23 protein-coding genes are annotated in these 25,264 nt (G+C 62.8%); 5 read left to right on the top strand and 18 right to left on the bottom strand.

The features are described 5' to 3' along the window. The first annotated feature begins 41 nt into the window (after positions 1-41). From F3J24_RS10730 to purT, 4 genes are all read left to right on the top strand, one after another. The gene (locus tag F3J24_RS10730) at positions 42-1,097 is read left to right on the top strand and encodes a 6-phosphofructokinase (RefSeq protein ID WP_167005747.1); all 1,056 of its coding nucleotides are present in this window, start codon (positions 42-44) and stop codon (positions 1,095-1,097) included. Between the two features lie 54 nt (positions 1,098-1,151). Next, entirely contained in the window at positions 1,152-1,622 is a 471-nt protein-coding gene (locus F3J24_RS10725; RefSeq protein WP_003057958.1) for a hypothetical protein, read from the top strand. A gap of 115 nt (positions 1,623-1,737) precedes the next feature. After that, positions 1,738-2,091, top strand: coding sequence for a hypothetical protein (locus F3J24_RS10720; protein ID WP_167005745.1), 354 nt, complete (start codon positions 1,738-1,740; stop codon positions 2,089-2,091). A 132-nt stretch (positions 2,092-2,223) separates the two neighbouring features. Further along, positions 2,224-3,441, top strand: coding sequence for a formate-dependent phosphoribosylglycinamide formyltransferase (purT, locus tag F3J24_RS10715; RefSeq protein ID WP_167005742.1), 1,218 nt, complete (start codon positions 2,224-2,226; stop codon positions 3,439-3,441). Between the two features lie 73 nt (positions 3,442-3,514). Here purT and F3J24_RS10710 read toward each other — a convergent pair whose 3' ends face one another. From F3J24_RS10710 to F3J24_RS10685, 6 genes are all read right to left on the bottom strand, one after another. Continuing rightward, positions 3,515-4,171 carry a mechanosensitive ion channel family protein gene (locus tag F3J24_RS10710; RefSeq protein ID WP_205244714.1) on the bottom strand — a complete coding sequence of 219 codons (657 nt, stop codon included), beginning with the start codon at positions 4,169-4,171 and terminating at the stop codon, positions 3,515-3,517. 157 nt (positions 4,172-4,328) lie between these two features. Then, complete coding sequence (locus F3J24_RS10705; RefSeq protein WP_167005739.1) at positions 4,329-5,387, bottom strand: diguanylate cyclase domain-containing protein; 1,059 nt, start codon at positions 5,385-5,387, stop codon at positions 4,329-4,331. A gap of 113 nt (positions 5,388-5,500) precedes the next feature. Further along, complete coding sequence (locus F3J24_RS10700; RefSeq protein ID WP_167005736.1) at positions 5,501-6,529, bottom strand: hypothetical protein; 1,029 nt, start codon at positions 6,527-6,529, stop codon at positions 5,501-5,503. 102 nt (positions 6,530-6,631) lie between these two features. Continuing rightward, positions 6,632-7,468: a class II glutamine amidotransferase gene (locus F3J24_RS10695; RefSeq protein ID WP_167005733.1), complete on the bottom strand. Its 837-nt coding sequence runs from the start codon at positions 7,466-7,468 to the stop codon at positions 6,632-6,634. A 181-nt stretch (positions 7,469-7,649) separates the two neighbouring features. Beyond that, a complete protein-coding gene (gene lysS, locus F3J24_RS10690; RefSeq protein WP_167005730.1) occupies positions 7,650-9,194 on the bottom strand; it encodes a lysine--tRNA ligase in 1,545 nt (514 codons plus the stop codon). A 241-nt stretch (positions 9,195-9,435) separates the two neighbouring features. Beyond that, positions 9,436-10,086 (bottom strand): LON peptidase substrate-binding domain-containing protein, encoded by a 651-nt coding sequence (locus F3J24_RS10685; protein WP_167005727.1) that lies wholly within the window; start codon positions 10,084-10,086, stop codon positions 9,436-9,438. 60 nt (positions 10,087-10,146) lie between these two features. Between F3J24_RS10685 and F3J24_RS10680 the strand changes: the two genes are divergently transcribed. After that, on the top strand, positions 10,147-10,713 hold the full coding sequence (locus tag F3J24_RS10680) for a YggT family protein (protein ID WP_167005724.1): 567 nt from the start codon (positions 10,147-10,149) through the stop codon (positions 10,711-10,713). Positions 10,714-10,881: 168 nt separating this feature from the next. Here F3J24_RS10680 and accD read toward each other — a convergent pair whose 3' ends face one another. From accD to F3J24_RS10620, 12 genes are all read right to left on the bottom strand, one after another. Further along, complete coding sequence (gene accD, locus F3J24_RS10675; protein ID WP_167005721.1) at positions 10,882-11,757, bottom strand: acetyl-CoA carboxylase, carboxyltransferase subunit beta; 876 nt, start codon at positions 11,755-11,757, stop codon at positions 10,882-10,884. A 187-nt stretch (positions 11,758-11,944) separates the two neighbouring features. Beyond that, positions 11,945-12,754 carry a tryptophan synthase subunit alpha gene (gene trpA / locus F3J24_RS10670; protein WP_167005718.1) on the bottom strand — a complete coding sequence of 270 codons (810 nt, stop codon included), beginning with the start codon at positions 12,752-12,754 and terminating at the stop codon, positions 11,945-11,947. Then, a complete protein-coding gene (trpB, locus tag F3J24_RS10665) occupies positions 12,751-14,043 on the bottom strand; it encodes a tryptophan synthase subunit beta (RefSeq protein WP_043007186.1) in 1,293 nt (430 codons plus the stop codon). The genes trpA and trpB overlap by 4 nt, the downstream gene beginning before the upstream one ends. After that, entirely contained in the window at positions 13,968-14,753 is a 786-nt protein-coding gene (locus F3J24_RS10660; RefSeq protein WP_167005715.1) for a phosphoribosylanthranilate isomerase, read from the bottom strand. The genes trpB and F3J24_RS10660 overlap by 76 nt, the downstream gene beginning before the upstream one ends. Positions 14,754-14,795: 42 nt before the next feature. Continuing rightward, positions 14,796-15,626 carry a tRNA pseudouridine(38-40) synthase TruA gene (gene truA, locus F3J24_RS10655; RefSeq protein WP_167005710.1) on the bottom strand — a complete coding sequence of 277 codons (831 nt, stop codon included), beginning with the start codon at positions 15,624-15,626 and terminating at the stop codon, positions 14,796-14,798. Positions 15,627-15,666: 40 nt separating this feature from the next. After that, positions 15,667-18,594 carry a FimV/HubP family polar landmark protein gene (locus F3J24_RS10650; RefSeq protein WP_167005707.1) on the bottom strand — a complete coding sequence of 976 codons (2,928 nt, stop codon included), beginning with the start codon at positions 18,592-18,594 and terminating at the stop codon, positions 15,667-15,669. 370 nt (positions 18,595-18,964) lie between these two features. Further along, positions 18,965-20,077, bottom strand: coding sequence for an aspartate-semialdehyde dehydrogenase (asd, locus tag F3J24_RS10645; RefSeq protein ID WP_043007194.1), 1,113 nt, complete (start codon positions 20,075-20,077; stop codon positions 18,965-18,967). A gap of 371 nt (positions 20,078-20,448) precedes the next feature. Next, positions 20,449-21,525, bottom strand: a complete 1,077-nt coding sequence (gene leuB / locus F3J24_RS10640) for a 3-isopropylmalate dehydrogenase (protein WP_167005704.1) — start codon at positions 21,523-21,525, stop codon at positions 20,449-20,451. Positions 21,526-21,763: 238 nt separating this feature from the next. Next, positions 21,764-22,420, bottom strand: a complete 657-nt coding sequence (gene leuD / locus F3J24_RS10635) for a 3-isopropylmalate dehydratase small subunit (protein ID WP_003057935.1) — start codon at positions 22,418-22,420, stop codon at positions 21,764-21,766. A gap of 25 nt (positions 22,421-22,445) precedes the next feature. Continuing rightward, positions 22,446-22,571: an entericidin A/B family lipoprotein gene (locus F3J24_RS10630; protein WP_043007199.1), complete on the bottom strand. Its 126-nt coding sequence runs from the start codon at positions 22,569-22,571 to the stop codon at positions 22,446-22,448. A gap of 24 nt (positions 22,572-22,595) precedes the next feature. Beyond that, complete coding sequence (gene leuC / locus F3J24_RS10625; RefSeq protein ID WP_167005701.1) at positions 22,596-24,017, bottom strand: 3-isopropylmalate dehydratase large subunit; 1,422 nt, start codon at positions 24,015-24,017, stop codon at positions 22,596-22,598. A 64-nt stretch (positions 24,018-24,081) separates the two neighbouring features. Then, on the bottom strand, positions 24,082-25,050 hold the full coding sequence (locus F3J24_RS10620; protein ID WP_043007203.1) for a LysR substrate-binding domain-containing protein: 969 nt from the start codon (positions 25,048-25,050) through the stop codon (positions 24,082-24,084). Positions 25,051-25,264: the final 214 nt, after the last annotated feature.

The following is a 25,264-nucleotide window of genomic DNA, read 5'->3' as shown; positions in this document are numbered from 1 at the left end:
GTGGGATGATGTGCATTCGAGAATCTTTGGAGAGCGAGCCCATGCGCGTTGGTGTGCTGACCGGTGGCGGCGATTGCCCCGGCCTCAATGCGGTGATCCGTGCGGTCACCAAGTCCCTGATCAATCATGGCCAGTGCGAGGTACTGGGCATTGCCGACGGCTTTGAAGGGCTGATGGATGCGAGCCCGCGCGTCAGAGCGCTGAGCTGGGACGAGGTCAGCGGCATTCTGCATATCGGCGGCACCATCCTGGGCACCAGCAATAGCGCCAATCCATTGCGCGATGCGGCCACGCTGGCCCAGGTGGGGCGCAATGTCAAGGAACTGGCACTGGATGTAGTGGTCGCCATCGGCGGTGATGGCACCATGAGTCTGGCTCATGGCCTGGCGCAGGTGGGACTGCAATGCGTGGGCGTGCCCAAGACCATCGATAACGACATTGCCAACTGCGAGCGCAGCTTCGGCTTCGACACGGCCGTGGCCACGGTGACCGAAAGCCTGCGCCGCATCGAGAGCACCGCCATGAGCCACCACCGGGTGATGATCGTGGAGACCATGGGCCGCCACGCGGGCTGGCTGGCGCTGGAGTCCGGCATTGCCGGTGCTGCCGACATCATTTTGCTGCCCGAGATCGATTACGACCTGCAGTCCATCATCAAGGTCTGTCAGGAGCGCGAGCGGCGCCAGCGCTACACCATCATCTGCATCGGCGAGGGGGCCAAGGAAAGCGGCCAGAGCCTGACGGTGCGCGAGCGGATTGCGCACAGTCCGGACCCCGTGCGCCTGGGCGGCGTCGGCCATGTGCTGCGCGAGCGCCTGCAACCCCATCTCCAGAGCGAGGTGCGCGCCACGGTGCTGGGGCATGTGCAGCGCGGCGGCGATCCGACGCCGTTTGACCGGGTGCTGGCCACGCAGTTCGGCCACCATGCGGCGCAACTGGTGCTGGACGGCCAACTGGGCCATATGGTCACGCTGCAGAACGGCCGCATCGGTAGTGTGGCGATTGCCGATGTGGCCAATACCCAGCGCACCGTGCCGCTGGACAGCCCGCTGCTGACCATGGCGCGCGATATCGGAATTTGCTTTGGCGAGGCCTGAGCTGCGCTAAGGTGTGAGCCTGCGCGCACTTTCGGCGCGCCGGAGAAATTCAGCATGGACCGACATGAAGAAGCCGTGATGCAGCTGCTCACGGCCAACGGTGAGACTTTTGTGGCCCCCAAGTACGAGGTGGCCGATGGCTGGCAATGTCCGGCTTTCGTGGCATTGCGCCCGGCCCGTCGCCAGGTCTATGTGGTCGAGGTATCGGCTTCCGGCTATCCGCTGGCGCTGGTCAACCGTCTCAACGAGCGGGTCGAGAAATGGTATGCCCCGCTGTTGTCGCAGCTGCACGGCCTGGGCATCACGCAGCCCGACTGGGAGATTGCCTGCCTGGTGTTTGTACGCAGCGACCAGATCGACTGGCTCAAGGAACGCGTCAAGGATCTGAGCGGCGTGCATGTGCTGGGTCTGGAGCAGGCCAGCAGTCCCTGGGTCTGGGACGATGCGGTCTGGACTTCCGAGATGCGATTCGACGCGGGAAGCATTCCGCAGCGTGGCGGCAAGGCTGTGGGTCTGACGCACTGATACCCACCGAAAAATTCCAAGATATTGGCCTCAATCCCTTTTTCTTAAAGCGATTGAAGCTATCTATTTGGTAGAGATGCTGGCCCATGAACACCACTCACTTGCAGGTAGGCAGATGACTCTTTTCCGAATTCTGATCGCGGCGGCTTTGACAGCCTGCGCCGCTTTTGCCCAGGCTGCTGACTGGCAGATCTGCGATCTCAAGGTGCAGGTGCGAGAAAAGCAAAGCGGTGGCCGCGCGCTGCAGACCCGCGTGCTCGAAGCCAAGGCCAGCGGCGATGCCGAATGTCCGCAACCAGGCACGGCGCTGAGCTTCAGGCCCGAAACGGCGGACTATCAAAGCGAGCTGCCGCGCAGGCAGTGGCCCAGCCCGGGTGCTGCCGTGACGGTACGCTACCGCTATCTGGACGGGCAATGCAAGAATCGCGGCGCCTGCCGCATCGAGCATTACTCGCCGATGCCGCACTGAATCTTCAATCAGCCGCGCCATGCGCTTCATAGCTCGGCGCTGAAAGCGGCCGAATTGCCAAGCTGCAGTCACGAGAGGCTTGCCTGCTCGCCTATGATCGGGGGCTTGGCCCCATATATGCAGGATGCAACCATGACCACCCTAGGAACCCCTCTCTCCCCCAATGCCACCAAAGTCATGCTGCTGGGCAGCGGCGAGCTGGGCAAGGAAGTGCTGATTGCCCTGCAGCGCCTGGGCGTGGAAACCATTGCCGTGGACCGCTATGAAAACGCGCCTGGCCAGCAGGTGGCCCACCATGCGCGCACCATTACCATGAGCGATCCGGGCCAGCTCAAGGCGCTGATCGAAGAGGTCAAGCCCGATCTGGTCGTGCCAGAGATAGAGGCCATTGCCACGCCCATGCTGGAAGAGCTGGAGGCCGCAGGCGTCATCACCTGCATTCCCACGGCCCGCGCCGCGCGTCTGACCATGGACCGTGAAGGTATTCGCCGTCTGGCCGCTGAAACCCTGGGTCTGCCCACCAGTCCCTACCGTTTCTGCGATTCTCTGGCCGAGCTGCAAGCCGCGATCGACGGCAGCGACGGCCAGCCCGCCATCGGCTACCCCTGCGTGGTCAAGCCCGTGATGAGCAGCTCGGGCAAGGGTCAGAGCAAGATCGACGACCCGGCCGATGTGGCCAAGGCCTGGGATTACGCCATGGCCGGCGGCCGTGTGGCCAAGGGCCGCGTGATCGTCGAAGGCTTTATCGACTTTGATTACGAAATCACCCAGCTCACCGTGCGCGCCAAGGGGGTGGACGGCCGGATCGAAACCCATTTCTGCGACCCCGTAGGCCATATCCAGCAGGCAGGCGACTATGTGGAGAGCTGGCAGCCTCACCCCATGCACCCTGCCGCGCTCGAGAAATCGCGCCAGATTGCCAAGGCCGTCACCGACGACCTCGGCGGCCTGGGCCTGTTCGGCGTGGAACTGTTTGTGAAGGGCGAGCAGGTCTGGTTCAGCGAAGTCTCGCCGCGTCCTCATGACACGGGGCTGGTGACGCTGTGCACGCAGTGGCAAAGCGAGTTCGAGTTGCATGCCCGCGCGATTCTGGGTCTGCCTGTGGATGCCAGCCTGCGCAACCCAGGTGCCAGTGCCGTGATCTACGGCGGTCAGGATGCCGAAGGCCTGGTGTTTGATGGCGTGGATCAGGCCCTGGCCGTGCCCGATACCGATCTGCGCCTCTTCGGCAAGCCCGAGAGTTTCGTCAAGCGTCGCATGGGCGTGGCCCTGGCACGTGCTGGCGATGTGGAGCAGGCCCGCGTGAATGCCAAGCTGGCCGCCAGCAAGGTCAAGCCGCGCCTGCCTTGAGGTGACCTGTCAAGGAATCAAAAAAGGGCTTCTCAGGAAGCCCTTTTGCATGGAGGCCAGGTATCAGCCGGTCTCAGCGTGAAGCAGCGGCGCTGCCGTCAGGAGTGGTGATGGCTACGGCGCTAGCTTCCTCATGGCTGGTGGCCGGCGTGTTTTCCGTCACCACCGGCATGCCGCCTTTCCAGCGGCGAATGACACGCTGGAAGATCAGGGAGTTGGGGATCTGCAGCAGATTGGGCATGCCCGCCGGTGCGCTGTCATCCTGCAAGGTGATGTAGAGCATGTTGAGGTCGATCACGCGGCCCTTGGCTCCGGGCTTCTCGGCGGTGTCGAGTACCTCGATATAGTCGCCCAGCCTGAAGGGGCCGACGGTGACGATCAACAGCGCACAGAACAGGTTGGAGAGCACGCTCCAGGCCGCGAAGAATGCAACGGCGCCCACGGTGGCAAAGCCGGTGAAGGCCGTCCAGAGCACGGTGGCCGACATGCCCAGGCGCTCGAGAATCGCCAGCACGGCGGCGGCGATGATGATCCAGCGAAACACGCCGCGCAACGGCATGAGCAGCTCATGCGGCAGGTCATAGGCCTTGCCCGCGCGCGAGATGATGCGCTTGATGAGCCAGTTGATCAGCCAGGCGACCAGGATGATGAGAAAGATCTGAATCCCGGGAATCAGGATTTCAAGCCAGTCCTGCATCCAATCGGGCAGGTGCATTTGAAGACGACGCATAACCAGTCACTCGAGAAAAACGGCAGAGGTCAGACCCAAAGGGTCTGACAGGACAATGCGTCAATCCTAGCGTCTCTTGAGAGCGGAGCTGACAAGTGTCGACCTTGCAGGCTCCAGGCAGCAGCAGCCAGAGCGGCAACGCTGCCCCCATGGACGACTAGATCTGCCTTTGCTCTATGGTGTCCATCTGCATTTCGAAGCTGAAGAAGCGGTTGCGCCCTTGCGTCTTGGCAGCGTACAGGGCTTCGTCGGCACGCATCAGCATGGATTCGGCGCTGGTGTGTTCGTCGGGAATGCAGGTGGTGATGCCGCCGGAGAGGGTCAGCGGAATGTCTTCTGTCGTGCCTGGCGGACGAATCTTGAGGAACTTGAGCATCTGGCCAAGCGCACGCGCGAACGTCATCGAGCCGGAGCGCGGGGTGTTTGGCAGGATCAGGGCAAACTCTTCACCGCCGTAGCGTGCGGCGATGTCGCGCGGACGCACGCAGACTTCGCGCAGCAGACGCCCGACCTGCTTGAGGCATTCGTCGCCCTGGACATGGCCGTAGGTATCGTTGAAATGCTTGAAGTGATCGAGGTCGCAAAGCATCAGCGTCAGCGGCCTGCTCTCGCGCCTTGCCGCCGCAATTTCGGCATGCAGCATGCGGTCCAGTCCTCTGCGGTTGACTAGGCCCGTGAGCGCATCGAGCTCCACCATCTCGTTGAGTTTCTGATTCGCCAGATGCAGCTCTGCAGATACGGAGACGAGGCGGCGACGCATATCCAGCAGGCGGCGCATGGCACGCAGTTTGGCGACCAGCACAATGGGCTTGACGGGTTTGACCAGATAGTCGTCGCCACCCGCTTCAATGCCGCGCCAGACGTCCAGGTCGTTATCCAGCCCGGAGAGAAAGATGATGGGCGTCCATTCGCCGGGTTCGGCCTCGCGCAGCTGACGAGCGACCCAGTAACCGTCCTCGCCGGGAAGGCGGATGTCCAGCAGCACCAGGTCGGGTCTTTCGCTGCGAAACAGTGCCAGCGCGGTGCGGCCGTTTTCGGCTTCCAGCACGTGCGTCACACCGGCCTGGCGCAGTTCGGTCACCAGGGCAGCGCGCATGACGGCCTGATCCTCGACAACCAGCACGGAGAACGGGGTCGCAGAATCGGGTGCCGAGAACCGTGCCCCACTGGATTCGATGGCAGACAAAGCTGATGCAGAAGATGGCAGAGCTGTCATGGGAGGAAGATCAGGGTCGGACGCATCTGTAGTTCAGGCATGTGCCGGGAAATATATTGTTACTTTATACGCCGGTTTAGGGCAACAGGCTTTGCGAATGGTCACGGAGAGACTCAGGCCAATGCAAGGGTGGAGTGGGCCTTGCTGCTTTCATCGTGCCAGAGCACAAAAGTCTGCGCCGCCGAGCACTGCGTCGTCGCGCCCAGCTGTTCGATATAGCGACAGGCTGCGAACTGCGCCGATCTGGCCTCATAGTCCGACACCCACTGCTGGCGCGAAGCCTGGGAGGCGGCAGGCAGGGGCCAGCGCCTTTCCTGAGTGGACAGGCCATTCAGCCCCATGCGCCAGGGTTTTCCGCTGACGCGAGCGCGAAAGCACTGCTGCTGCTGGCACAGCATGGCATACAGCGGGTCGACCTCGAGTTGCAGGAACAGCGCCTGAACCTCGGGAGAGGAGGGGCTGAATGCGGCGTGGGTGACGATGACGCGCAAACCCTTGGGTGTTTCGTAGACGCGCAGGCCCCAGTCGGGGTGGCTGGCGGAGAACGCCTGAATCTTGGCCAGCGCAAGATCGACAGGCGGTGGCTGCCGGGCATTGTCGCGTTGCGCCTGGCGGGCATGCAGCCATTGCTTGAGGCCCGACCAGAAGACCAGGCCGATGCCGGCCACCAGCAGCATCAACACCGCAGCACCCAGACTCCAGGTCAGCGGGGTCACCCACAGCCAGGGCAGGGCCAGGGCCAGCAGCAGCGACGAGATGAGAGGGAAGCGGGCGGGCTTTTTCTGCTGTGGAAAGTCGATATCGGCAATGGCCACATGCTCTGTGTTCAGGCAGTGTGCGCCATAGCTGTTGCGGGTCATGACGGATTCATCACGCCGCTCCAGCACCTCTTCGCGAATGGGCGTGCCGCCGTCCAGACCGTATTCACCACGCCATTCCATGCGCTCGAAATCCGCATCGAGGTGGCGTTGCGTGGGAGCGGCCAGCACGGCGTCCAGCGCTTGCAGGGCCCGTTGCTGCGCATGGTTCTCGGCTTCCTGCTGGCTGTGGTCTGACCAGCCCCAACGCTGGACGGTCGCGCCGTGGCGTTGGCCGGTTGCATGGCGCAGCCGCGCTTGCGCCCAGTATTGAGGGATATGCATGGTGGGCCAGTATAGCCACGGGGTCGAGGCCGCAGTCACGGCCCAGATGTCCTGCAGTGATTGGATGAGCGTGCTCCGGGGTTTGTGCGGCTGAACGCGCCCTCAGGGTTGAATGGGCGCGAACGGCAGGTAGTCGATCTGCGTGCCACGCACAACGATTGCCGTGGACTCGGGCACCTGGGCCCAGGCCAGCGGCAGATCGACCAGCGGCTCGGAAACGATCAGATAGGCATCGTCGCCAACGGCCGCAATGCGCGGGTCGTCGGGGTAGAGCGCGTGAAGATGCTTGAAGGAGGTGCTGTGATAGAGCGAGCGCGGCGACTGGCCCTCGCTCGCGTAGCGCACGGCCACCAGTTGCTCGCCATCGCTGGCGCACACGGTCATGCTGAGCGGGTGTGCTATTCCGTGACTGCGCGCCGTTGCCTCGACAAAGCCCGCCATGCGTGCGATGGCCGGCACAGGGCTGTGCTCGAGCCCGAAGCTCATGGCCAGAAGGAACATGGCCTCCGAGTCCGTCGAGCCTTCCAGCGAGTTGAAGAACTGCGGATCGATGGCCACGAGCAGATCGCGCCTCACCCGCGGAAAGTCCTCGATCATGCCGTTGTGCATGAACATCCAGCGCCGGTGGCGGAAGGGATGGCAGTTGGTCTCCTGCACCGGCGTGTGCGTTGCCGCGCGAACATGCGCGAGAAACATGGGCGCCGACACGGCGCGCGACAGCTCGCGCAGGTTGTGATCGTGCCAGGCCGGCTGGATGCAGCGATAGCGAAAGGGCATCTCGTGCGGGTGCTGGTACCAGCCCAGTCCGAAGCCATCGCCATTGGTCGTCGTCGCTCCGAATCTCGAATGCAGGCTTTGGTCGATCAGTGAATGGCGAGCATGGAACAGCATTGTTTCCAGGGAAACAGGATTGCCCGTATAGGCCAGCCAACGACACATGGCGCTCTCCTTGAGACATGGAACCGATGAATCATCCTATCGGTTCCAGGTGTCTGCCGGGAAAAGCCTGTGTTTTTGCCAATTCTTTGATAGCAGGTAGCGCTCTCTCTGCTTGGATTTCAGTAATAAAAATATCTGAAAACCAAGACAGTCAAGCGCTAAAAGCTATCAATTTTCAGGCTTACTGTTCGCGACGCAGGGCGGGGAACAGGATCACGTCACGGATGCTGGCGCTGTCGGTCAGCAGCATCATGAAGCGGTCGATACCGATACCGCAGCCGCCGGTGGGAGGCATGCCGTATTCCAGGGCGCGCACAAAGTCGTGGTCGAAGTACATGGCTTCGTCGTCGCCGCCGTCCTTGGCTTCCACCTGGGCATTGAAGCGGGCAGCCTGGTCTTCTGCGTCATTGAGCTCGGAGAAGCCGTTGCCGAATTCGCGGCCGGTGATGTAGAGCTCGAAGCGTTCGGTCACTTCGGGACGCTCGTCGTTGGCACGCGCCAGCGGCGAGATCTCGGTGGGGTGTTCCATGATGAAGGTGGGGTTCCACAGCTTCTCTTCCACCACCTCTTCGAAGTACAGCACCTGCAGGCTGGCCAGTGTGCGGGTGGACAGCTTGTCCTTGTCTTCCTTCATGCCCAGCTTCTTCAGGGCATTGGTCAGCCATTCGCGGTTGGCCACGTTGTCGCCGGCTTCGGTGTACTTGACGATGGCTTCGGGGATGGTCAGGCGCTCGAAGGGCTTGGCCAGATCCACAGGCTTGCCGCCGTAGCTCAGCTCCAGCGTGCCCACGGCCTTGATGGCTGCATCGCGGATCAGCTTTTCGGTGTAGTCCATCAGGTCCTGGTAGTTCCAGTAGGCCGCGTAGAACTCCATCATGGTGAACTCGGGGTTGTGGCGTACCGAAATACCTTCGTTGCGGAAGTTGCGGTTGATCTCGAACACACGCTCGAAGCCACCGACGATCAGGCGCTTGAGATACAACTCGGGCGCGATGCGCAGATACATCTCCTGATCCAGCGCATTGTGGTGGGTGATGAAGGGCTTGGCATTGGCACCGCCGGGAATGGGGTGCAGCATGGGGGTCTCGACTTCCAGGAAGCCGTGTTCGACCATGAAGTCGCGGATGCCGGCCACAGCCTTGCTGCGCGCCACGAAGCGCTTGCGGGCTTCTTCGTCGGTCATCAGGTCCACATAGCGCTGGCGCACCTTCTGCTCCAGGTCGGCCATGCCATGGAACTTGTCGGGCATGGGGCGCAGGCTCTTGGTGAGCAGGCGGATCTTCGTGGCCTTGATCGACAGCTCGCCGGTCTTGGTCTTCATCAACTGACCTTCGACAGCGATGATGTCGCCCAGATCCCACTTCTTGAAATCGGCGTAGACCTCTTCACCCACAGCGTCGCGGGTGACATAGGCCTGGATGCGGCCCGTGGCGTCCTGCACGGTGGCAAAGCTGGCCTTGCCCATCACGCGCTTGAGCATCATGCGACCCGCCACGCTGACGGCGATGGCCGCGGCGTCCAGGGCTTCGGCATCCTTGTCGCTGTGTTCTGCAATCAGGGCTGCGGCGCGGTGCTCGGGCTTGAAGTCGTTGGGAAAGGCGACGCCGCCATTGGCCTTGGAGGACTCGCGCAGGGCTTTGAGTTTTTCGCGGCGCTCGGCGATGAGTTTGTTTTCGTCCTGAGGGGCGGTGTTTTCTGCCGCAGAAGAGGTGTTTTGTTCAGTCATGAAAAGAGAGCGCCAGCGACAAGCGCCGGTTGGAGGCCAGAAATAAGGGGCAGCCAAGATGGCAGCTGCCCGAAACCGGTGATTTTAAGTTTTTTGCCGAAGCAGCGGTAGGCGACCGGGCAAAGCGCTGACGGGAGCTGCGGTATGCGGCCTCCATGGCTCAGGCTGCATTCGGGCAAGTCAGCTATATGCTATTAAATAAGTAGCATCTATTGATTGTCAGCAAAGGGGGGAGGCGATTTCAGGCATTGTCCTGCGGGCGCGATCCGGTAATGCCGCTTTGCTCCAGCACATCGGCGATCAGCTCCAGCCGCAGCAGCGGGGCGTCCAGCGTCATCAGTTGCTGCTTGATCCGCACCGGCAGCGGCAGCATCTCGGCCCAGCGATTGGCAACCCAGGCACAGTCGTGCATTTGCGCTGGCGTGGGCAGCTGCGCGTGATCGGGGTCGTGGTCGTGCAGATTCAGCAAGGCCTGAGCCAGCGCATGGGAGGTGCTCAGCAAATGCTTGGGGACAGTGACCTTGGGGTCGTCGGGCAGCATGGCGACATCGGCCACCCACAGGCCATGCGGCAGTTGCCAGCAGCGCTGGATGTGAAAGCGCTGAGCTCCCCTGCATTGCAGATGCAGCAGCCCGGGCTGGGGCGAGTCGAGCCGGGCGATGCGGGCCAGCACGCCTTCCGAGTGCAGGCGCTCGGTCTGGGCGCCGGCCTTACGCACTTCCTGTCCCGCCTGCAGCGCAACCACGCCGAAAGGGGCGTCGGCATGCTGGCATTTGCGGATCATGTCCAGATAACGCACCTCGAAGACCTGCAGGCTCAGCAGGCCTTCGGGAAACAGCACCGTGTTCAGCGGGAACAGGGGCAGGGAATGCAGACTTTGCGTATCGGTCATGATGCCCGGCTATCATCCCATGAATAGGTGAGTTGCTCACTGTTTTCTGAATTGGGTCACATGCTGTTTGAAATCGTTCTGTTCCTGCTGGATGTCGTCGTCGGCTTGATCACCGGCGCCTGTCTGCTGCGCATGTATATGCAGGCACAGCGTGTGCCGTTTGGCAACCCCGTGGGGCAACTGGTCTTTGCGTTGAGCGACTGGATCGTCATGCCGCTGCGCAAGGTCGTTCCCGCCAAGGGGCGCTGGGACAAGTCCAGCCTGATTGCGGCCTTGCTGCTGCAACTGGCGCAGGTGCTGCTGATCTGGTTGCTGCTGGGCGGCAAGGGCTCGGTGCTGGCACTGCCGTGGCTCGCCCTTTGCGGACTGGTCAAAGTCATCCTGTCCGGCATGATGGGCATCTTGCTGATCTACGCCATCCTGTCCTGGGTCCAGCCCTATTCCCCCATCTACGGTGTGCTGCAGCGTCTGGCGGAGCCGCTGGTGGCGCCTATCCGCAAGGTGGTGCCCCTGATCGGCAATGTGGACTTTTCGGCGCTGATCGCCCTGATCGGCCTGCAGGTGCTGCTGATGGTGCTCAACTATGTACAGGCCGGTGGTCTGTCCATGATTGCCGGTATGCGCTAGGGGAGCTGCCCGGGCCAAGAAAGCCGCACCGCCTTGAGGATGAGGCCTCGTCAATTCCAAGGCCTGCTGCGGGAGGCTTTCTAAATATCCCGAGTCGATAAAGCCAAAAAAAACGGCTGACGCAGATGAATGCTGCGTCAGCCGTTTTGCTTTTAGCTCGTCCGGTGCTTATTCCACGGCGTCCGCAGGCAGACGTTGCAGCATGGCCAGAGAGCTGGCGACGCGATCACGCAGCTCGCGGCGGTCGACGATCATGTCCACAGCGCCCTTGTCCTGCAGGAACTCGGCGCGCTGGAAGCCTTCGGGTAGCTTCACGCGCACGGTGGTTTCGATCACGCGAGGGCCGGCAAAGCCGATCAGGGCCTTGGGCTCGGCGATCACGATATCGCCCACGAAGGCGAAGCCGGCGGACACACCGCCCATGGTGGGGTCGGTCAGCACGGAGATATAGGGCAGGCCTTTTTTGGCCAGACGTGTCAGCGCGGCATTGGTCTTGGCCATTTGCATCAGCGACAGCAGACCTTCCTGCATGCGGGCGCCACCGGTGGCGGTGAAGCAGATGAAAGGCACTTTCTGCTCGATGGCGGTTTCCACGCCGCGCACAAAGCGTTCGCCGACCACGGAGCCCATGGAGCCGCCCATGAAGTCGAACTCGAAGCAGGCCACGACCACATTGATGCTCTTGACGGAGCCACCCATGACGATCAGTGCGTCGGTCTCGCCGGTGTTCTCCAGCGCTTCCTTCAGACGCTCGGGGTACTTGCGGCTGTCTTTGAATTTCAGCGGGTCGACAGGAATGACTTCCTGGGCCAGTTCATAGCGGCCTTCCGCATCGAGGAAATGGTTCAGGCGCGCGCGCGCACCGATGCGGTGGTGGTGGCCGCAGGTCGGGCAGACGTTCTGGTTCTTTTCCAGATCGGTCTTGTACAGAACGGTTTCGCAGCTGGGGCACTTGATCCACAGACCTTCGGGAATCTGCTGGTGGCGTTCCGTCGGATTGGTCTGCTGGATTTTTGCAGGCAGAAGTTTTTCAAGCCAGGACATGGTTATTTCCTTTTCAGTTTCCACTGCACTGCGCGCCACCCGCAACCCATGAGAGCGGCGCGGCGCAGGCACTGGCGCAATCCCGGTCAGGGACAGCGAGCAAGGGCCGCCCCGCTGCGAGGCTGTCGTCCCCCTTCAAGGGGGAAGCGGCAAAGCCGCTCAGGGGGTGGCTGATTTCAGGGCTGCATTATGCGTCGAGAGCCTTTCGCACACCACGCAGAAAGTCTATTGCCAGAGGCACGATCTTCTCGTGGGGCTGGTTGTCGAGCAGGTCAATGATGCGGCTGCCGATGATGACGGCGTCGGCCACCTGGCCCACGGTCTGTGCGGTCTGGGCATCGCGAATGCCGAAACCCACGCCCACGGGCACGCTGACATGCTGGCGAATGCGCGGCAGCATGGCCTCCACGGCCGAGGTGTCCAGAGCGCCCGAACCGGTCACGCCCTTGAGCGAGACATAGTAGACATAGCCGCTGGCCACGCGCGCGACCTGTTGCATGCGCTCGTCCGTGCTGGTGGGTGCCAGCAGGAAGATCAGGTCCATGTCGCGGGCCTTGAGCTTGGCCGCAAACTCTTCGCATTCCTCGGGCGGATAGTCCACGATCAGCACGCCATCGACGCCGGCTTCGGCGGCATGGTTGACGAAGGCATCTTCGCCATGGATCTGGTCATAGCGCTCCACAGGGTTGGCATAGCCCATGAGCACCACGGGCGTGGCCTGGTCCTTTTTACGGAACTCGGCCACATAGGCCAGCACCTGGCTCAGACCCACGCCGTTGGCGATGGCCTTGTCGCCCGCGCGCTGGATGGTGGGGCCGTCGGCCATGGGGTCGGAGAAGGGCACGCCCAGCTCGATCACGTCGGCACCGGCTTCCACCATGCCGTGCATGAGGGGCGGGGTGATGGCGGCGAACGGGAAGCCTGCTGTCACATAGGGAATCAAGGCCTTGCGGCCTTCTTCCTTGAGCTTGTTGAAGGTGGCGGTAATTCGGCTCATAACTTGTTGCCCCCTGCGGCAGCCTTGGCTGCATCATGTCCGGGAGCGCCCTTGACGGTGAGACCGCGCATGGAAGGGCGGTCGAAGTATTCGGCACCCGACAGGTCGGCCACGGTGCCAATGTCCTTGTCGCCGCGGCCGGAGAGGCTGACGAGAATGGACTGGTCGGCGCGCATGGTCTTGGCCAGCTTCATGGCATAGGCCACGGCGTGGCTGGACTCCAGAGCCGGGATGATGCCTTCGGCACGGCACAGATAGTGGAAGGCGTCCAGGGCCTCCTGATCGGTAATGCCCACGTACTGGGCGCGACCGATTTCCTGCAGCCAGGCATGTTCAGGGCCCACGCCGGGGTAATCCAGGCCGGCGCTCACGGAGTGGGTCTCGGTGATCTGGCCGTTTTCGTCCTGCAGGATGAAGGTGCGGTTGCCATGCAGCACGCCCGAGCTGCCTTTTTGCAGCGAAGCCGAGTGCTTGCCGGACTCCAGACCCTCGCCCGCCGCTTCCACGCCGAACAGCTTGGTGTTCTCGTAGGGGATATAGGGGTAGAAGATGCCCATGGCATTGCTGCCGCCGCCCACGCAGGCGACCACGGCATCGGGCTGTGTGTCGGCGCCCAGGAACTCGGGCATCTGCGTCAGGCACTCGTCGCCGATGACCTTCTGGAAGTCGCGCACCATCATGGGGTAGGGGTGGGGGCCGGCCACGGTACCTATGATGTAGAAGGTGTTGTCCACATTGGCCACCCAGTCGCGCATGGCTTCGTTGAGCGCATCCTTGAGCGTTCGCGAGCCGGACTCCACGGGCACCACGGTGGCGCCCAGCAGCTTCATGCGGTAGACATTGGGGCTTTGGCGCTTCACGTCCTCGGCACCCATGTAGACGATGCATTCGAGGCCGTAACGCGCGCAGATGGTGGCCGTGGCCACGCCGTGCTGGCCGGCGCCTGTCTCGGCAATGATGCGCGGCTTGCCCATGCGCTTGGCGAGCATGGCCTGGCCGATCACATTGTTGATCTTGTGTGCGCCCGTGTGGTTGAGGTCCTCGCGCTTCAAATAGATCTGCGCGCCGCCCATTTCACGGCTCATGCGCGAGGCGTGATAGACGGGCGAGGGGCGGCCTACGTAGTGGGCCAGCTCGGACTGGAATTCGGCGATGAATTCGGGGTCGTTCTGATACTTTGCGTAGGCCTCACGCAGCTCGGTGAGGGCATGGGTCAGGGTTTCGCTGGCGAAGCTGCCGCCGTAGCGGCCGAAATGGCCGTGGACGTCGGGATACTGGTATTCAAACATGTGTCAGTCTGCAAAATTTGGGCATCAGCTGCGCGTACGGCAGCAATGAAGCGGTGAATCTTGTGGGCATCCTTGATGCCTTTGAGGGGCTTGCCGTCGGGACCTTCGGCCTCGACACCAGAGCTCACATCAACGGCCAGAGACAACCCGCGAGGGCGCACTTGCAAGATGCCATCGGTCACGTTTGCAGGCGTGAGTCCACCAGACAAAACGAGGTGAGAGTCGACGCTTGTTGGCAGAAGTGACCAATTGAATGCCTTGCCGCCGCCACCATAACCATCGACATGGGCGTCGAGCAGGATGGCTTGGGCCTTTGAATAACGTTGGGCATATTCTACGAGGTCAAACCGGGCCGCATCGTCTCCAAGGGGTATGCGCGCCGCGCGCAACCAGGGCTGGACGCCCCGGGTGGAGGCTTCGCAGTCCGCTGCCGATTCATCACCGTGAAATTGCACGCAGGCGTTCGGTATTTGGTCGCAGGCTGCTATCACATTGGTAGCTGTTTCATTCACAAAGAGCAAAACAGGTGTGACAAAGGGCGGCAGTCGCCGGGCCAGCTCGGCCGCGCGCTGCAGCGTCACGGCACGCGGGCTTGGCGCATAGAGCACGAAGCCGATGGCGTCGGCGCCGGCGGCCACCGCGGTGTCGACATCCTGCTCGCGGGTCAGGCCGCAGATCTTGATGCGGGTGCGGGAGGCAATGGAAGGCATGACTAATCCCTGGCGTTGCAGCAATCGTTGGCAGGTGGCTGCTCAGGGCAGCCAGGCAAACGGAGGGGTGTCGGCAGGCAGACCCCAGCGTGTATCGTAAATGGGGCCGAGAAAGTACAGGCCGTCAGGGGAGAAGGTGGGCGCGGCCACCTCGCGCGAGCGGGCATCGAGTACCTGCTGCATCCATTCCACGGGCTTGGAGCCCTGGCCCACGTAGATCAGGCAGCCCATGATGTTGCGGATCATGTGGTGCAGAAAAGCGCTGCCCTCGAACTCGAAGCGCCAGTAGCCGCATTCCATCTGCGCATCGCGCATGGGGGCCTGGCCAGCGGGACGGTAGTGGATGTCGATGCGGCGCAGGGTCTTGACCGGGCTCTTGGCCTGGCAGCCCGCGGCGCGAAAGGACGAAAAATCATGCTCGCCCAGCAGCATATCGGCGGCTGCGCGCATGCGCTGCGCATCCAGAGTCTGAAACACCCAGCCGACCCGGCCCTGGTCCACGCTGGGGCGCACGGGAGATTGCAGTAGCACATAGGCATAGCGACGTGCTGTGGCACAGGCGCGGGAATGGAAGCCATCCGGGCCGTCGGCCACCTCGGCCGCCCATTGCACGGCAATGTCCTTGGGCAGAAAGGTGTTGGTGCCGCGCACCCAGGAGTTGGGCGCACGCTGCAGCTCGGTGTCGAAATGCACGACCTGCATCAGGCCGTGCACACCGGAATCGGTGCGACCGGCGCAGATGGTGGAGACTTCTTGAGCAGCAAAGCGGCCCAGGGCCGCTTCGAGTTTGTCTTGTACGGTGTTGCCATCGGGTTGGCTTTGCCAGCCGCGATAGGTCTGACCGTTGTAGCTGACGCCGAGAGCTATGCGCATGGCATGGCTCCCGGCGCTGGGTCTGAATGCATCAAATCAATCAACCAATCTGAGAGAGAAGGCTGTGAGCCTTGGCCTTGAGATCGCCATGTGCCTCGGCGATCACTTCCTCGATCAGTGTACGCGCTCCGTCGCTGTCGCCGATGGCATTGAACTCTTCGGCCAGGGCCAGCTTGGTGGCCAGCGGGTCCTCGGGCTCGGAAGGTGCCGGCACGGCATCGATAGGTGCGGCGTCATCGGAGGTGCCCAGATCCAGCGACAGGCCGCTGAGGTCGAAAGTCACCTCGGGTTGTGCAGGAGTGGCGGCAGGGCTGTCGCTTTCCTGAGCCGGCTGCTGCAAGGTCAGCGCTTCGATGTCCTGCTCTGCGCCAGGGCTCTCCTGGCTGGAGGAGAGCTCCAGCGGAGTCGTTTCCTGTCCGCTTTCTGGCTCGGGTTGGGACTGCAAGGGCAGTGCGAAGCTGTCGAGGTCGAACTCGAGCGCATTCAGGGCGCCTTGCTCGGCGGGGGCGGGGGCTGTGACGGGAGCCGGAGCCTGAGAAGCCGTGGTGGGCAGGCTGAACGAAGCCAGATCGTCGAGGCTCAGGTCCAGGCCGTTGTCTGCTGCGGGTGCCGGCTCGGATGTGGTGACAGGGGTGTCCCACTGTGCCAGTGCCGCGAAATCCTGCTCGTTGGGCAAGGAAACGGGCTCGGAGGCCACGGGCGCTGCGCTGGCCGCGGTGTCGGGCAGGCCTGCTGGCAGTTCCAGATCCATGTCGAAGTCCATGCCGGCAGGCTCCGTGGGAGGGCCTTCGCGGCTGGCAGCCGCTTCGGCGGCCTGTGCAGCAGCCAATGCCGAGCCAAAGCCCACGGCTGCGGCCACGCCGCCTTGCAGCGCGGTCGATGGATCGGTGGGGCTGAACGCGTTGGGCGCAGCCGCTGCACCTGCTTGGGGCTGGGGAGCGCCGCCGAGCTGGTAGGTCAGATTGTCGGGATCCAGGATGCGGCCCTGATCGGCCAGTCGCTGCCATTCGGGGCCCTTGCCCTGGGTCAGTGCAAAGACGTTGTTGGCAACCGAGGCGTAGGCCATGCGGTCATGGCGCTTGGCATAGATTTCAGCCAGCTTCTGGTGCAGCACCAGGCGGTTGGGGTCGGTGCGCAGCGCTTCCTTGAGGATTTCCTCGGCCTGCAGATCGCGGCCGTAGGCCAGGTACACATCGGCTTCGGCCAGCGGGTCCACATCGCCGGCGTCGAGCTGGCTGGGAGAGTACTGCATCGACTGGCCCGACATCTGGCTGCTGCTGGTCGTGGTGTCCACGCGCTGGCCGCCGCTGGCGCCGAAGAAGGAGTCCGCCGACAGCTGGCTGTCGCCCAGCGTGCTGTCCGCGCTTGCCGCAGCGGCCTTGCGACGCTGAGAAACACGGTAGCCGCCATAGCCCAGCAGCAGGGCCAGCAGTGCCGCACCTGCCAGCGGGATGGTGGGATCTTCCATCAGGCTGTCGATAAAGCTGGGCTCTTCGGGAATGGGAGCAGGTGCCGCCACAGGCTTGGGAGGGGCAACCGGTGCCGGTGCAGGCGCTGCAGCCTCGGCTGCGGCCTGCGCCTCCGGTGCGGGCGCGGCGTCGCTGCCAGCCTCGGCTGGTGCGGCTCCAGCGGTCGTAGCCACAGCATCGGCAGCCACGGCCGGCGCCGGGGCTGGTGCTGCAGGTGTTGCAGCGGCATCAGCGACTGGAGCGGGAGCAGGCGCCGCCACATTGGCGGCACCGGCCGCGGGCACGGCGACGCTGGGGCCTGCCGCAGGCGCAGCTGCTGCCGGTGTGCCAGCTGCGGGAACTGCAGCCGTACCGGCGGGTTTGGTGGCGGCCGCAATCTGGCTCAACTCGGCCATATTGCGCTTGAGTTCATCGGCGCGCGCAGACTGGTCGGCAGCCTGCTTTTGCTGGGCCACCTGCTCGTCGGCGACAACGCCCTTGACGGAGCCCTTGGACAGGGTCAGCTTGTCGGGGGCTGCGGTAGCGGCCTTGGCATCTGCGACATGGGCCTGAACCTGGCCGGAGGCGCTGCGCGAGGCTGCTTCCACGGTGGCCACAGGTGCCACGCCTGCGAGTTGACGGCGGAACTGGTTGAAATCCTGAGACTGGGCCGCCATGATCTGGCGTGCTTCCTTGGCCGAGGTGGCCTGGGCCGCGGCCTGATCGGGCATCTGAACCACGACGCCGCTGCGCATGCGGTTGATGTTCCCATTGACAAAGGCCTGGGGGTTGCTGCGCAGCATGGCCACCAGCATTTGGTCGAGCGAGACACCTGCGGGCTTGTGCGCCGCAGCAAGGCGTCCGGCGGTGTCGCCGGTTCTGACGCGGACTTCGTCACCGCTGCCTGCAGGTGCTGCAGCACCTGCCTGGCGCTTGCGCTGCGGCTTCGCAGCGGCTTCGTCCTGGTCACGGTCATTGCGCAGGTCCCCGCCGGCGCTGCTGACAGGACTGGAGGCAGCTCGTGTGGTCACGGCGGCACGTGCTGGTGCAGGTGCAGGCACTGCGGCAGGCGTGGCCTGAGCCGCAGTGGTGGGCACAGGAGCAGGGCGGCGCGTTGCCGGGGGGTCGAGCAGCAAGGTGTAGTTGCGCTGCAGCTTGCCCGATGCCCAGTTGGCATCGATCACCAGATCGACAAAGGGATCGTTGACCGGCTGAAAGCTGCTGAGCTTGAGCACGGCCGTGCCGTTGGCGCGCTTTTGCACCTGCACGCGCACCGAATTGGCCGTGCCTGTGAATTCCATGCCCTGGGCGCGGAAGGCGGCTGGCGATGCGATCGCCGCCTGCAGGCTGTCGGCTTCGGCAGCGCTGAGCTGAGGGATTTCAACTTCGGCACGCAGAGGCTCGCCCAGAGCCGACTGCACCGTGATGCGCCCCAATGCCAATGCCCATGCATCGGTGGCCGAGAGGCTTGACAGTGCGAGGGTGGCTGCGGCTAGCGCAGAGAGTTTCCAGCGTTGCATAGGGCTCAGACTTGATTCGTGCAGCCTACAGCCCTCTTGTTCTTGATCGGGTTTGTGGCTGCGGTGCACATAAAAATTGGAAATTCCAGCAGGCGGCAAAGGTCTCTCAGGCCGGCGGACACAGTTTGCATTGTCAACGACGCTATTGCAATGTGAGCAAAAGCATGGCTGGCAAGGCGCTGAATTGTTGTCGATTGGCAACGAGATGAAACCTAATGTAGGTTGGCTGACGGTTTGCATTCGCCCGAATAAGCGGGCAATTGTCGCCCAAGCCCGGAGCCCGGGGATAAAAAAGCGCCAGTCATCACGCGGATGACCGGCGCTTTGATGCACTGGATCAAGCCGTCAGGCGGCTTGATGGAGGCCGGAATCAGGCTGCCAGCAGGATGCGCAGCATGCGGCGCAGAGGCTCGGCAGCACCCCACAGCAGCTGGTCGCCGATCACGAAGGCCGAGACGTATTCGGGGCCCATGTTCAGCTTGCGCACGCGGCCAACGGCCACTTCCAGACCGCCGGTGGTGGCAGCAGGAGTCAGTTCCTTGACGGTCTCGGCGCGGTCGTTGGCCACGAACTTGACCCAGGGATTGCCGGCCTTGATCAGGGCTTCGATCTCTTCCAGGGGCAGATCCTTCTTCAGCTTCAGGGTCAGAGCCAGGCTGTGGCAGCGCATGGCGCCAATGCGCACGCACAGGCCGTCGACGGGAATGGTGGCTTCTGTGCCGAGAATCTTGTTGACTTCGGCTTGGCCCTTCCATTCTTCCTTGGACTGGCCGTTGGGCAGTTGCGCGTCGATCCAGGGGATCAGGCCGCCGGCCAGAGGCGCGCCGAAGAATTCGGTGGGCACATCTTCGCGGATGGTCTGGGCGACCTTGCGGTCGATTTCCAGAATCGCCGAAGCAGGAGTCGCCAGCTCGTCAGCGACGGCGGCGTGCACCACGCCCATGCCCTTGAGCAGCTCGCGCATATGGTTGGCACCGCCGCCCGATGCGGCTTGGTAGGTCATGGAGGAGACCCATTCCACCAGACCGGCCTTGAACAGGCCGCCCAGACCCATCAGCAGGATGGAGTTGGTGCAGTTGCCACCGATCCAGTTCTTGCCGCCTGCGGCCAGCTTTTGCTGGATCAGATCGTCGTTGACGGGGTCCAGTACGATGACGGCGTCGCTCTCCATGCGCAGCGAGGAGGCGGCGTCAATCCAGTGACCGTTCCAGCCGGCGGCGCGGATCTTGGGGAAGACTTCCTTGGTGTAGTCGCCACCCTGGCAGGTGATGATGATGTCGCACTTGGACAGCTCGGCGATGTCGTTGGCGTCCTTCAGCTCGGTGTGCACGGTGGCCATGGCCGGAGCCTTGCCGCCTGCATTGGAGGTGGAGAAGAACACGGGCTCGATCAGTGCGAAGTCGCCTTCGGCCTGCATACGGTCCATCAGCACGGAGCCGACCATGCCGCGCCAGCCCACCAAACCTACCAATTGCTTGCTCATTTGAAACGCCCTTTCAGTTTTGAAAACAGTAGCTTGAGACTGCTTCGGCCGGCTCGTCAGGGCCGGAAGGGGCGCGCGACGAACCGGGCTGGGTCAGCCTGTAATCGTCTTAATGGTGATTGCGCGCGCATTCACACCGGCAGTCTTTGCGGGTGTGACGATCTTGGGAGCGAAGGTGCGTGCGGCAAACATAAGAGTTGTCATTCTAGCGACTAGAGAAAAAGCTTGAAGAACTAAAAGTGCTTGAAACTCTAGTCAAAACGTCGAAATAAATGATTTATTTTTGACGTTTTGTTTTATTTGGTGCCGAAATTTGCGTCAAACCCAGCCGCCGCAAGCGGCGGCGGCTGGGTTTCAGCGGTTTCAGTGCCTCAGACGCCGGCCAGCGCCTTGACCACGGCATCACCCATTTCACGGGTGCTGACCTTGGTCGTGCCTTCGCTGTAGATGTCGGCAGTGCGCAGGCCGTCGGCCAGCACCTTTTGCACGGCGGCTTCGATCTTCTGGGCGGCTGCTTCCTGACCCAGGCTGAAGCGCAGCATCATGGCGGCCGACAGAATGGTGGCCAGGGGGTTGGCGATGCCCTTGCCGGCGATGTCGGGGGCCGAGCCGTGGCTGGGTTCGTACAGGCCTTGCTTCTTGTCGTTGAGGCTGGCGCTGGGCAGCATGCCGATGGAGCCGGTCAGCATGGAGGCTTCGTCGGAGAGGATGTCACCGAACATATTGCCCGTAACCACCACGTCGAAGCGCTTGGGCTCCTTGACCAGCTGCATGGCGGCGTTGTCCACGTACATGTGATCCAGAGCCACATCGGGATACTGCTTGGCGACTTCGGTGACCACATCCTTCCACAGCTGGAAGGTTTCCAGCACATTGGCCTTGTCCACGCTGGTCACGCGCTTGCTGCGCTTCTGGGCAGCCTGGAAGGCGACATGGGCGATGCGCTCGATCTCGGGACGGGTGTAGCGCATGGTGTCGAACGCTTCCTCGGCACCGGGGAAATGGCCGTCGGGAGCCACACGGCGGCCGCGCGGCTGGCCGAAGTAGATATCGCCGGTCAGCTCGCGGATGATGAGGATATCGAGGCCTGCCACCAGCTCGGGCTTGAGGCTGGAAGCATGGGTCAGTTCCTTGTAGCAGATGGCGGGGCGGAAGTTGGCGAACAGACCCAGGGCCTTGCGCAGGCCCAGAATGGCCTGCTCGGGACGCAGGGGGCGGTCCAGCGTGTCGTACTTCCAGTCGCCCACGGCACCGAACAGGATCGCATCGGCTTCCTGGGCCAGCTTCAGCGTGGCGGGAGGCAGGGGGTGGCCGGCAGCTTCGTAGCCAGCGCCGCCGACGGGAGCGGTTTCCATCTCCAGACCCAGATTCAGGGCCACGAGTACCTTGACGGCTTCCGCAACGATTTCGGGACCGATGCCATCACCGGGCAAAACTGCAATCTTCATGATGTTCCTTTGATTAATTTGATAGCTGCTTGCGTTTGTTATTCATAGATTTCAGATTGAATATCTATCGAAAACTATTGATGGAAAGCGCAAGCAGCTCATTTATTGATAGTTGAACTTGAATCAGGCATGCCCCAAAGTGAGAGACGGCCAGCAAGAGCCGCCTCGCGGCAAAGGCCGTCGTCCCCCTCTGGGGGAAGCCGCGGGGCCGCCTAGGCAAAGCGGCTCAGGGGGAGCTTTATTTCTGAATCAGGGTATGCGCCAGCCAGGGCTTTTGCGCCAGGCGCTCGGCTTCGAAGGCCTTGATCTTGTCGGCATGGCGCATGGTCAGGCCGATATCGTCGAAGCCGTTGAGCAGGCAGTACTTGCGAAAGGCGATGACGTCGAAGGCGATCTCTTCGCCCTGGGGCCTCAGGATCACCTGGCGCTCCAGGTCGATGGTCAGCTCGTAGCCGGGGAAGGCCGCGACGTCGTTGAACAGCTGGTCTATCGTGGCCTCGGGCAGCACGATGGGCAGCAGACCGTTCTTGAAGCTGTTGTTGAAGAAGATGTCGGCAAAGCTGGGGGCTAGGATGGCACGGAAGCCGTACTGATCCAGGGCCCAGGGCGCGTGCTCGCGGCTGGAGCCGCAGCCGAAGTTCTTGCGCGCGATCAGGATGCTGGCGCCCTTGAAGCGGGGCTGGTTGAGCACGAAGTCGGGGTTGGGCTTGCGGTCGGCTTCGGGCACGCCGGGCTGGCCGGGCTGGTCCAGATAGCGCCACTCGTCAAACAGGTTGGGGCCGAAGCCGGTCTTCTTGATGGACTTCAGGAACTGCTTGGGAATGATGGCGTCGGTATCGACGTTCTCGCGGTCCATGGGGGCGACAAGGCCCTTGTGCACGGTGAATTTTTGCATGGCGTGAATTCCAGGGATCAAGGGTTCAGCGAGCGGCTCGTTCGATGGCGCTGCCTGCACTTTGCACGTCCTGGCCCAGGCCCTTGACGGTGTTGCAGGCGGCCATGGTGAAGGCCAGGCCGATCAGGAGAATCGTGACGGAAGGCTTCATGCTCTGTCTCGCTGAAGAAATGGTTTAGGAGAACTTGCGGATGTCGACAAAGTGGCCGTGGATGGCTGCCGCAGCGGCCATGGCGGGGCTGACGAGGTGGGTGCGGCCACCGGCGCCCTGACGGCCTTCGAAGTTGCGGTTCGAGGTCGACGCGCAGCGCTCGCCGGGCTCCAGGCGGTCGGCGTTCATGGCCAGGCACATGGAGCAGCCGGGTTCGCGCCATTCAAAGCCGGCAGCCTTGAAGATCTGGTCCAGGCCTTCGCGCTCGGCCTGTTCTTTGACCAGACCTGAGCCGGGCACCACCATGGCCAGCTTGATGTTCTTGGCGACCTTCTGGCCCAGGTTCTTGACCACGGATGCGGCTTCGCGCATGTCTTCGATGCGGCTGTTGGTGCAGGAGCCGATGAACACCTTGTCGACAAAGATGTCGTTGATGGGCTTGCCGGGCTCCAGCGCCATATAGGTCAGCGCACGTTCGATGGCGCCGCGCTTGTTGGAGTCCTTTTCCTTGTCGGGATCGGGAACGGCGGCATCGATGCCCAGCACCATTTCAGGGCTGGTGCCCCAGGTCACCTGCGGCACGATGTCGGCGGCGTTCAGCTCCACCACGCGGTCGAACTTCGCATCGGCGTCGGAATGCAGTGTCTTCCAGTAGCTGACGGCGGCATCCCATTCGCCACCGGTGGGTGCCAGGGGGCGGCCCTTGATGTAGTTGATGGTCTTGTCGTCCACGGCAACGAGACCTGCGCGAGCGCCGCCTTCGATGGCCATGTTGCAGACCGTCATGCGGCCTTCCACGCTCAGGTCGCGGATGGCTTCGCCGGCAAACTCGATGGTGTAGCCCGTGCCGCCGGCGGTGCCGATCTTGCCGATGATGGCCAGCACGATGTCCTTGGCGGTGATGCCGGGTGCGACCTTGCCGTTGACCTGAACCAGCATGTTCTTGGCCTTCTTGGCCAGCAGGGTCTGGGTGGCCATTACATGCTCGACCTCGGAGGTGCCGATGCCATGGGCCAGCGCGCCGAAAGCGCCATGGGTGGAGGTGTGGCTGTCGCCGCAGACCACGGTCATGCCGGGCAGGGTCGCGCCTTGCTCGGGGCCCATGACGTGAACAATGCCTTGGCCCTTGTCCATGAAGGGGAAGAAGGCGGCCGAGCCGAACTCGGCAATATTGCTGTTCAGCGTGGTGATCTGTTCCTTGCTGATGGGGTCGGCAATGCCGTCATAGCCACGCTCCCAGCCGTCGGTGGGCGTGTTGTGGTCGGCCGTGGCCACGACCGAGCTGACACGCCACAGCTTGCGGCCGGCCATGCGCAGACCTTCGAAGGCCTGGGGGCTGGTGACTTCGTGCACCAGATGGCGGTCGATATAGAGGACGGAGGTGCCGTCTTCCTCGGTGTGAACGACGTGCTCGTCAAAAATCTTGTCGTAGAGGGTGCGTCCCATGATGGTCTCGTGAGGTTGGTTTGTTGGGAGGATTCTGTGTTCTGTGGCGGGCCTGAGCAGTGCTTCAAGCCTTGGCGCTGGCGGGGCAGAGGTGATCGACCAGCAGACGGGTGGTCACCGGCAGCGCTTCAAAGTCGCGCGCCACCACGCAGAGTTCGCGGTGCGCCCAGTCGTCGGTGAGCCGCACGGCGCGCAGATGGCCCACGCCATGCATCAGCTCGAATGCGCGGTCGGGCAGCAGACCCAGTCCCAGTCCGTTGTCAATCATGCGGCACATGGCGTCCAGGCTGGTGACCTGGATGCGCTGGTGCAGCGGGTGGCCGGCCTGAGCCGCGGCAGAGCGCATGGCCAGGCTGATGGAGGAGCCCGCATGCAGGCCGACGATGTCCCATTCCAGCACTTCCGTGAAGGCCACACTCTCGCGATCGGCCAAGGCATGGCGCTCGGGCACGACGACGACCAGCCTGTCTTCGCGATAGCTGCGGTATTGCAGCGGCACATTGCCCTGGCTCAGTTGCACGGTGGCCTGCTGGCCTTCGCTGCTTCTGATGTTTCCCAGTGTGCAGATGCCGATATCGGCCGTGCCCTCGGCCACCGCACTCAGCACGTCGGGGCTCAGGTGTTCCTGCAGGTCGATCTTGATCTGGCTGTGCTCGCGTGCAAACGCCCCCAGGTCCTCGGGCAGAAACTGCACGATGGCCGACATATTGGCGTGCATGCGCACATGGCCGCGCACGCCGTCGGCATATTCGGAGAGCTCGCCTTGCATGCGCTCCAGCCCGTAGAGCACATTGCGCGCATGGTGCAGCAGGCTCTCGCCGGCCGGCGTCAGCGTCACGCCGCGGCTGTGGCGATAGAGCAGGGCGGTGTCTACCGTCGCTTCCAGGTCGGACAAGCGCTTGCTGACGGCCGAGGCCGCAATGAACTCGCGTTCAGCGGCGCGGCCAATGCTGCCCAGTTCGCACACGGCGACGAACAGCTGAAGCGAGGTGAGGTCGATGCGGCGCGCAAAACTGCGCTCTGAATTCTTCATGGGGTAGGCTCAAGTCTTCTCGTTTCGAGAAGTTTTCAGCATTTTTACCGATTAATCCAGCTGCATCCATCTTTGAATGAGATGTCTTGCTTGACGATGGGTAAATTTTGGAGATGGGTGATTTCTTGCTTTGCGATGGATTGAGCAGACGTGGAAAAGTGATGTTGCATTTGTCAGTCTTGCGTACTTGCATTTTCATAGCGAAAACTCTATA

Source organism: Comamonas sp. Tr-654, from assembly GCF_011752915.1.
GTDB lineage: Bacteria > Pseudomonadota > Gammaproteobacteria > Burkholderiales > Burkholderiaceae_C > Comamonas.
Note: the sequence above shows the minus strand (reverse complement) of the source record. Positions and strands in the feature narration are given on the sequence as shown.

Bases quoted from the DNA above. Each gene is read 5' to 3' on its own strand.
- F3J24_RS10705 (WP_167005739.1), bottom strand. From the start codon at position 5,387: ATGACAGCTCTGCCATCTTCTGCATCAGCTTTGTCTGCCATCGAATCC.
- leuB (WP_167005704.1), bottom strand. From the start codon at position 21,525: ATGAAGATTGCAGTTTTGCCCGGTGATGGCATCGGTCCCGAAATCGTT.
- F3J24_RS10720 (WP_167005745.1), top strand. From the start codon at position 1,738: ATGACTCTTTTCCGAATTCTGATCGCGGCGGCTTTGACAGCCTGCGCC.
- F3J24_RS10660 (WP_167005715.1), bottom strand. From the start codon at position 14,753: ATGCCTTCCATTGCCTCCCGCACCCGCATCAAGATCTGCGGCCTGACC.
- F3J24_RS10695 (WP_167005733.1), bottom strand. From the start codon at position 7,468: ATGTGTCGTTGGCTGGCCTATACGGGCAATCCTGTTTCCCTGGAAACA.
- leuD (WP_003057935.1), bottom strand. From the start codon at position 22,420: ATGCAAAAATTCACCGTGCACAAGGGCCTTGTCGCCCCCATGGACCGC.
- trpA (WP_167005718.1), bottom strand. From the start codon at position 12,754: ATGAGCCGAATTACCGCCACCTTCAACAAGCTCAAGGAAGAAGGCCGC.
- asd (WP_043007194.1), bottom strand. From the start codon at position 20,077: ATGAGCAAGCAATTGGTAGGTTTGGTGGGCTGGCGCGGCATGGTCGGC.
- purT (WP_167005742.1), top strand. From the start codon at position 2,224: ATGACCACCCTAGGAACCCCTCTCTCCCCCAATGCCACCAAAGTCATG.
- F3J24_RS10725 (WP_003057958.1), top strand. From the start codon at position 1,152: ATGGACCGACATGAAGAAGCCGTGATGCAGCTGCTCACGGCCAACGGT.
- F3J24_RS10630 (WP_043007199.1), bottom strand. From the start codon at position 22,571: ATGAAGCCTTCCGTCACGATTCTCCTGATCGGCCTGGCCTTCACCATG.
- F3J24_RS10730 (WP_167005747.1), top strand. From the start codon at position 42: ATGCGCGTTGGTGTGCTGACCGGTGGCGGCGATTGCCCCGGCCTCAAT.
- truA (WP_167005710.1), bottom strand. From the start codon at position 15,626: ATGCGCATAGCTCTCGGCGTCAGCTACAACGGTCAGACCTATCGCGGC.
- accD (WP_167005721.1), bottom strand. From the start codon at position 11,757: ATGTCCTGGCTTGAAAAACTTCTGCCTGCAAAAATCCAGCAGACCAAT.
- lysS (WP_167005730.1), bottom strand. From the start codon at position 9,194: ATGACTGAACAAAACACCTCTTCTGCGGCAGAAAACACCGCCCCTCAG.
- F3J24_RS10710 (WP_205244714.1), bottom strand. From the start codon at position 4,171: ATGCGTCGTCTTCAAATGCACCTGCCCGATTGGATGCAGGACTGGCTT.
- F3J24_RS10680 (WP_167005724.1), top strand. From the start codon at position 10,147: ATGCTGTTTGAAATCGTTCTGTTCCTGCTGGATGTCGTCGTCGGCTTG.
- F3J24_RS10700 (WP_167005736.1), bottom strand. From the start codon at position 6,529: ATGCATATCCCTCAATACTGGGCGCAAGCGCGGCTGCGCCATGCAACC.
- trpB (WP_043007186.1), bottom strand. From the start codon at position 14,043: ATGTTTGAATACCAGTATCCCGACGTCCACGGCCATTTCGGCCGCTAC.
- leuC (WP_167005701.1), bottom strand. From the start codon at position 24,017: ATGGGACGCACCCTCTACGACAAGATTTTTGACGAGCACGTCGTTCAC.
- F3J24_RS10650 (WP_167005707.1), bottom strand. From the start codon at position 18,594: ATGCAACGCTGGAAACTCTCTGCGCTAGCCGCAGCCACCCTCGCACTG.
- F3J24_RS10685 (WP_167005727.1), bottom strand. From the start codon at position 10,086: ATGACCGATACGCAAAGTCTGCATTCCCTGCCCCTGTTCCCGCTGAAC.
- F3J24_RS10620 (WP_043007203.1), bottom strand. From the start codon at position 25,050: ATGAAGAATTCAGAGCGCAGTTTTGCGCGCCGCATCGACCTCACCTCG.